The following is a 6,047-nucleotide window of genomic DNA, read 5'->3' on the forward strand; positions in this document are numbered from 1 at the left end:
CGAAGCGGGCGTGCTTCTGGCGCGCCGCCTCCTCACGGTCGCGCGGCCGCTCCCGGGGGTCGGGGATCGTCAGCGCGGCGGCCAGCACCAGGATCTCCCGCACGCAGGACTCGGTCTCTGCCGCCAGGATCATCCGGCCCAGCCTCGGGTCGACGGGCAACCGCGCCAGCCGGCGGCCCAGGTCGGTGATCGCGCCCCGGGAGTCGAACGCGCCCAGCTCCTGGAGCAGCTGTACCCCGTCGCGGACATTGCGGCGCTCCGGCGGGTCGAGGAACGGAAAGTTCTCGACGTAGCTTGGTGGGTCCCCCAGCTGCAGCGCCGCCATCTGCAGCAACACCGCGGCCAGGTTGGTGCGCAGGATCTCGGGATCGGTGTAGCGAGGGCGGGCGGTGAAATCCTCCTCGGCGTACAGGCGGATGCACACGCCCGGCGCGACCCGCCCGCACCGGCCGGCCCGCTGCGCGGCCGACGCCTGCGAGATCGGCTCGATCGGCAGCCGCTGCACTTTGAGGCGGCGGCTGTAGCGGGAGATGCGGGCATTGCCCGGATCGACCACGTACCGGATGCCGGGCACGGTCAGCGACGTCTCGGCGACATTGGTCGCCAGCACGACGCGGCGCCCGGAATGCGGCGCGAACACCTTCTGCTGCTCGGCGGCTGGCAGCCGGGCATACAAAGGCAGCACCTCGGTGTGCTTCAACCCGCCCAACGCCTCTGCAGTGTCGCGGATTTCGCGCTCACCGGACAGGAACACCAGCACATCGCCGGGCGGCTCGGACTCGAGTTCACCGACGGCGTCGACGATCGCCTCGATCTCGTCGCGGGTCTCGGTGCGCACGATCTCATGGTCGGGGTCGGCGGGATCGTCCTCGGTGCCCGACGCGACGGGCACCTCCAGCGGGCGGTAGCGGATCTGCACCGGGTAGCTGCGCCCGGAAACCTCCACGATCGGCGCACCGCCGAAATGATTCGCGAACCGGTGCGGCTCGATGGTCGCCGAGGTGACGATCACCTTCAGCTCGGGGCGGTGCGGCAGCAGCTCGCGCAGGTACCCGAGCAGGAAGTCGATGTTGAGGCTGCGCTCGTGGGCCTCGTCGAAGATCAGCGTGTCGTAGCGCAGCAGGCGGCGGTCGCGCTGGATCTCGGCGAGCAGGATGCCGTCGGTCATCAGTTTCACCAGGGTGCGGTCGCTGACCCGGTCGGTGAACCGCACGGCATAGCCGACGGCGTCACCGAGCGGGCTGCCCAGCTCGTCGGCGATGCGCTGGGCCACGGTGCGGGCGGCCAGCCGGCGCGGCTGGGTGTGCCCGACGGTGCCGCGGATCCCCCGGCCGAGTTCCAGGCAGATCTTGGGTAGCTGCGTGGTCTTGCCCGACCCGGTTTCACCGGCGACGACGACCACTTGGTGTGACCGGACGGCCTCGGCGATGTCCCCGCGCCGCTCGCTGATCGGCAGGTCGGGGTAGGTGATCGTCGGCACCGCGGCGTGCCGGTCGGCGACGAGCGTTTCGGCCGCGCCGATCAGGTCGGCGAGTTGCCGCAGCGTGCCGGGCTCGGCGCCGCGAAGGGTATTCAGGCGCCGGCCCAGGCGTGCGGCGTCGCGGATGGTCAGGCCGTCGAGGCGTTCGCGCAGCTCCTGGATGGTCGGTTCGGCCACGCGAGCCAGGGTATGCGTTACGCGGTGACCGGGCGGCGATCGCGCTGGCCGGCGCGTAGGAATGTTCCGGCGTGCAGGGTCGTTCCGAATCCGTCGGCGAACTCGCCATCCTGGTAGACGACATGGCCGTTGACGATGGTTGCCGAGATCGCACCTTCGTTGCGGTTGACCATCCGGTTGAGGTCGGCGAGTCCCGGTGCGGGCGCCTCGGCGTAGCGGCCGCTGGAGCCGTCGAAGCCGGCGGGGTCGACGACGGCGATGTCGGCGCGGCTGCCGACGCCGAGCCGGCCGGCATCCAGTCCGTACCAATCGGCCAATTCGCCGGTCAGCCGGTGGATCGCCTTGGCGAGCGGCATGAAGCCGCGATGGTGAACACGCTCGAGCATGCGCAGGCCGAAGTTGTAGAACGCCATATTGCGCAGGTGTGCGCCGGAGTCGGAGAAGCCGATCTGGACATCAGGGGACAGCGCGAGCCGGTCGAGGACCTCGTCGCGGTCATTGGCGATGGTGGTGCGCCAGCGCAACGCTCGCCCGTGCTCCACGGCGAGGTCGAGCAGTGCGTCGCCCGGTGTGGTCCCGCGCATTTCGCCGACGTCGCCGAACGACAGGCCGATCACGGCTGGGTCCGGGCAGGCGACGATCTGCGCGTCGTTGAGGTCGCGGTGCCAGACCCGGGAGCCGAACCGCTTGGCCAGGTCCTTGCGGAAGGCCCGCCGATAGCTCTCGTCCGCGAGGAGCTTGCCACGGCCAAGTTCGTCGCGGATATTCAATGCGGTTGCACCGGAACCGAATTCCTCGAACACAACCAGGTCGATGCCGTCGGCGTACAGCTCGAAGGGCACTGGGAGGTGCTGCCACCGGAAGTCCGCACCGAGTACGTTGTTGAACAATTTTGCCGCGGTTGTGGTCAACCGCCACACGCTCCGGTCGGCTTTGATGTCGGCGGCCGAGATCAGGGTGGTCTTCAGCGGGCGGCGTCCCAGGGGCCGTCCCGCGCTCTGGGCGAAAAAGAGCGCCGTCTCGGCACGCCTGGTCAAGTTCGGGGTGCTCTGGTGTACCCGATCGCTCTGGCGCAGTAGGGCGTTGAGCATCCGGTACTCCCGCCAGCCGGCGTATGTCGAGGGCAGTTGCCGCGCCGGAAAGCGCGTCCCCTCCAGCTTCGAAAACGAGCTCCTGATGGTCGACAATCCGACGAACCCTTCGTCGAGCGCGTCGGAGAGCATGTCGCGCATCGCGTCGAGCTCCGCAACCGTGGGGTTCTCTCCTTTGGTGACCGCACGCTCCAATCCCATTGCCGCGACCCGGATGTCGGAGTGGCCGATGAACGCCGCGACGTTTTGCCCCAGGGGACGGGCTTCCAGCGCATCGACGTAGGCGCGCGGCCCGTCCCAGCTCTGGTGCTCTTTGACCGCAGAATGGACGGTGTCCCATGGCAAGGCCTCAACCCGGGCGAACATGTCGGCGCAGTCGTCGGCGTCGCAGTACACCGTCGACAACGAGCAGTTGCCGATCACCACCGACGTGACACCGTGGCGCACCGATTCGGCCAGGCCGGGGTGGGTCAGCACCTCGGCGTCGTAGTGGGTGTGGACGTCGATCATCCCTGGCATGACCCATTTGCCGGTGGCGTCGATCGTGCGCCGACCCTCCGGCAGCGGCGAGGCGCTCAGCGTGACCACGATGCCGTCGCGCACACCCACGTCAGCACGCGTCGGGATCGCATTCGCTGTTCCGTCGTACACGGTTCCACCGCGAAAGACGAGGTCGTAATCGGGCACACAGACTCCTGGATACTCGTCAGTATTGGATACTGGCGAGTATCGTACGTGTCATGCCCGAAGTCAACGCGGCGCCATCGAGGCCCAAACGCAGCGAAGTGCGCGCGCGGATCCTCGACGCAGCTGCCTCGACGTTTGCCAGGTGCGGGTTCGCCGGAGCCAGCATCGATGCGATCGCCGACGCCGCCGGGTTCACCAAGGGTGCGGTCTATTCGAACTTCGGATCCAAGGACGACCTGTTCTTCGCGTTGATGGACCAGCAGATCGACATGCGCATTCGGCTGGCCACCGAGGCGATGCGCGACCTTCCCCGCGACGGGCAGCATGCGCTGACCACCGTGGGCGAGCGCCTGATCCGGGGAATAGGCGAGAACCGCGAATGGCAATTGCTCTTCCTCGACTACTGGTCGCGGGCCGTGCGTGACCCCGTGGTCGGGGCGCGTTTCGTCGAACATCGACGAGTCGTTCGCGCGTCACTGGCGGCCGCCATCGAGGACGTCGCGAGTTCACTCGGGCTCAGATCCCCGTTGTCGGCGGACCTGATCGGACTGCTGCTGCTCGCGCTGAACAACGGCCTGGCCATCGAAGAACTCGTCGAACCCGGCAACGTGCCACCGGGGCTCATCGGCAGTGTGCTCGGCTCGCTCATCGATCGATGAAACTGGACGACCACCTCGCCACCCTCAACCGACCCCAGGCACGCAACGTCATCAACGGGGCGCCGAGGGGTTACCGCGCGCCACCCTGGTTCGCCCACCAGGGTGGGCTACAGACCTGACGCGCTGGTGTAGATGGTGGTGGTGTCGGCGCTGTTGTTGATGTAGGTCGGGTACAGCTCGAAGGGGCCGTTACCGGTGTTCATCAACCCGCTGGAGATGACCGTCGGGAAGTAGGAGCTCTCGTAGGTGTAGTGGTACAGCAGGTCACCCGAGGCGCTATCGACCGTGATCTCCGTTCCCGTCGCCGGGTTCCCGAGGACAGAGGTCGGGAAGGTGCCTTCCACGCCACCGGAGTCGACGATCGACGGGACGTTGTCGAAGGTGGTATCGCCGATTTTCACGGTGAGGTCGGTGATCGGCGATCCGGTCAGCGTGACGCCGCTGCCGTAACTTGTCGGCGCCGGCCCGAAGACCAACTGGTGCGCCGGTTGGTTGATGAGAACACCCTGGTCCCACGATGAGTTCGCGAACGACTGGGTCGCGATGCTGGGGCCCGGGCCCCCCGCGTTGGGGCCGATCCCCAGGACGCCGGACACACCGTCGGGCGCGAAGTAGGACGGGAACGAGAAGCCGTACGTCACCAATCCTTGCAGCGTCGTCGGCCAGGCGAAAAGCTCCACGTCGACGGGGGTCGGGTTGGTCGCAACCCCGCCGCCGAAATTCACCGGCATGTTGTAGGTCGCGTAGAGGTAGTCCAATCCGCCGCTGTAGCCGCCGACACCGAATCCGCTGGGCAACCCTTGGGTCAGCAAACCGAAGAATCCGCCGACATCCTGGAAAGGCACAACCAGGCCGGTGGAGCCGGTGTCGACCAACAGAGGAATGCTCGCTCCGTCGCCGACGGAGGCGTACACCACCGGCTCGGTCGTGTTCACCATGGTCAGCGGAACGGTTGCGTCGGTGCTGGTGCCGGTGGCGCCGGTGGCGCTGGTGCTGGCGGCGACACCGGGCGCCCCGCTCACCCCCGTGCCGATCAGCGGACGGCCGAACAGCATTTCGGTCGGTGTGTTGATGGCCCCGATGATGTCGGAGCGGATCTGGCCGACCGCGGCACCGACGTTCTGTTCGGCGCCGGTGAATGTCCCGCCCACCGAGGCGCTGTTGGCCGCCGAGGTCAACGAGCTCAGCGCCGAGCCGACCGGGCCGGCAGCCACCGCACCGCTCAACTGGTTCGACGCGCCCTGCAGCGCCGCCTGCCAGGTCGGCAGTTGCGCCACAGCCGCGGACACGCCGCCGTGGTAGCCGACCATCGCCGCCACGTCCTTGGCCCACATCGCCTCGTACTCGGCTTCCATGGCAGCGATGGCCGGGGCGTTCTGCCCGAACAGGTTGGAGTTAACCAGCTGCATCAACTGATTGCGGTTGGTGTCGACCAGCGCGGGATGCACGACTGCCGAAAGCGCCGCTTCGAACTCACCGGCTACCGCCTGCGCGGAAGCGGCAGCACCCTGCGCGTGGGCGGAGGCGGCGGTGAGGACATTCGTGTACCGGCCCGCGACTGCGATCATCGCCGCAGAGGAGGGCCCCTGCCACGCCTGGCCGGCCAGACCACCGGTGATCGACGAGAACGATTGGGCCGCCGAACCTAGCTCACCGGCCAACCCGTTCCAGGCAGCCGCCGCGGCCCGCAGCGGTCCCGAACCCGCTCCGGCATACATCCGCAGCGAGTTGATCTCGGGTGGTGATGTCAGGAAACTCATGCCCGCTGGTGTCCTTCCCCTCCACAACGCCCCCCCTGCAGCCGGTGGCAAGCCTCCCAGGTTATGAGAAGGCTGCGATCGGAAGCATCACGACGTCCGGACACCAGATTTTATGACAGCGCAGCTGGAAAAAACTTGAATCCGAGCTACCAGTCTCATGGCAGTGGCGCTGTGCCGGTCCAGATCGGTGTCA

4 protein-coding genes are annotated in these 6,047 nt (G+C 67.7%); 1 reads left to right on the plus strand and 3 read right to left on the minus strand.

Going from position 1 to position 6,047, the window contains the following annotated elements:
• Nucleotides 1-1,666 (minus strand): ATP-dependent RNA helicase HrpA (gene hrpA, locus ACOJVU_RS19450; protein WP_421531275.1); only part of this gene is annotated, 1,666 nt, incomplete at its 3' end.
• A gap of 8 nt (nt 1,667-1,674) precedes the next feature.
• Nucleotides 1,675-3,435, minus strand: a complete 1,761-nt coding sequence (locus tag ACOJVU_RS19455) for an N-acyl-D-amino-acid deacylase family protein (RefSeq protein WP_421531272.1) — start codon at nt 3,433-3,435, stop codon at nt 1,675-1,677.
• A 53-nt stretch (nt 3,436-3,488) separates the two neighbouring features.
• On the opposite strand from ACOJVU_RS19455, the gene ACOJVU_RS19460 reads away from it, so the two are divergent.
• The gene (locus ACOJVU_RS19460; RefSeq protein WP_421531273.1) at nt 3,489-4,094 is read left to right on the plus strand and encodes a TetR/AcrR family transcriptional regulator; all 606 of its coding nucleotides are present in this window, start codon (nt 3,489-3,491) and stop codon (nt 4,092-4,094) included.
• A 107-nt stretch (nt 4,095-4,201) separates the two neighbouring features.
• Here ACOJVU_RS19460 and ACOJVU_RS19465 read toward each other — a convergent pair whose 3' ends face one another.
• On the minus strand, nt 4,202-5,854 hold the full coding sequence (locus ACOJVU_RS19465) for a PecA family PE domain-processing aspartic protease (RefSeq protein WP_421531274.1): 1,653 nt from the start codon (nt 5,852-5,854) through the stop codon (nt 4,202-4,204).
• Nucleotides 5,855-6,047: the final 193 nt, after the last annotated feature.

Origin of the sequence: Mycobacterium sp. THU-M104, assembly GCF_049197365.1 — a bacterium.
GTDB lineage: Bacteria > Actinomycetota > Actinomycetes > Mycobacteriales > Mycobacteriaceae > Mycobacterium.

Coding starts and splice junctions, on each gene's coding strand:
- ACOJVU_RS19460 (WP_421531273.1), top strand. CDS start 3,489: ATGCCCGAAGTCAACGCGGCGCCATCGAGGCCCAAACGCAGCGAAGTG.
- ACOJVU_RS19465 (WP_421531274.1), bottom strand. CDS start 5,854: ATGAGTTTCCTGACATCACCACCCGAGATCAACTCGCTGCGGATGTAT.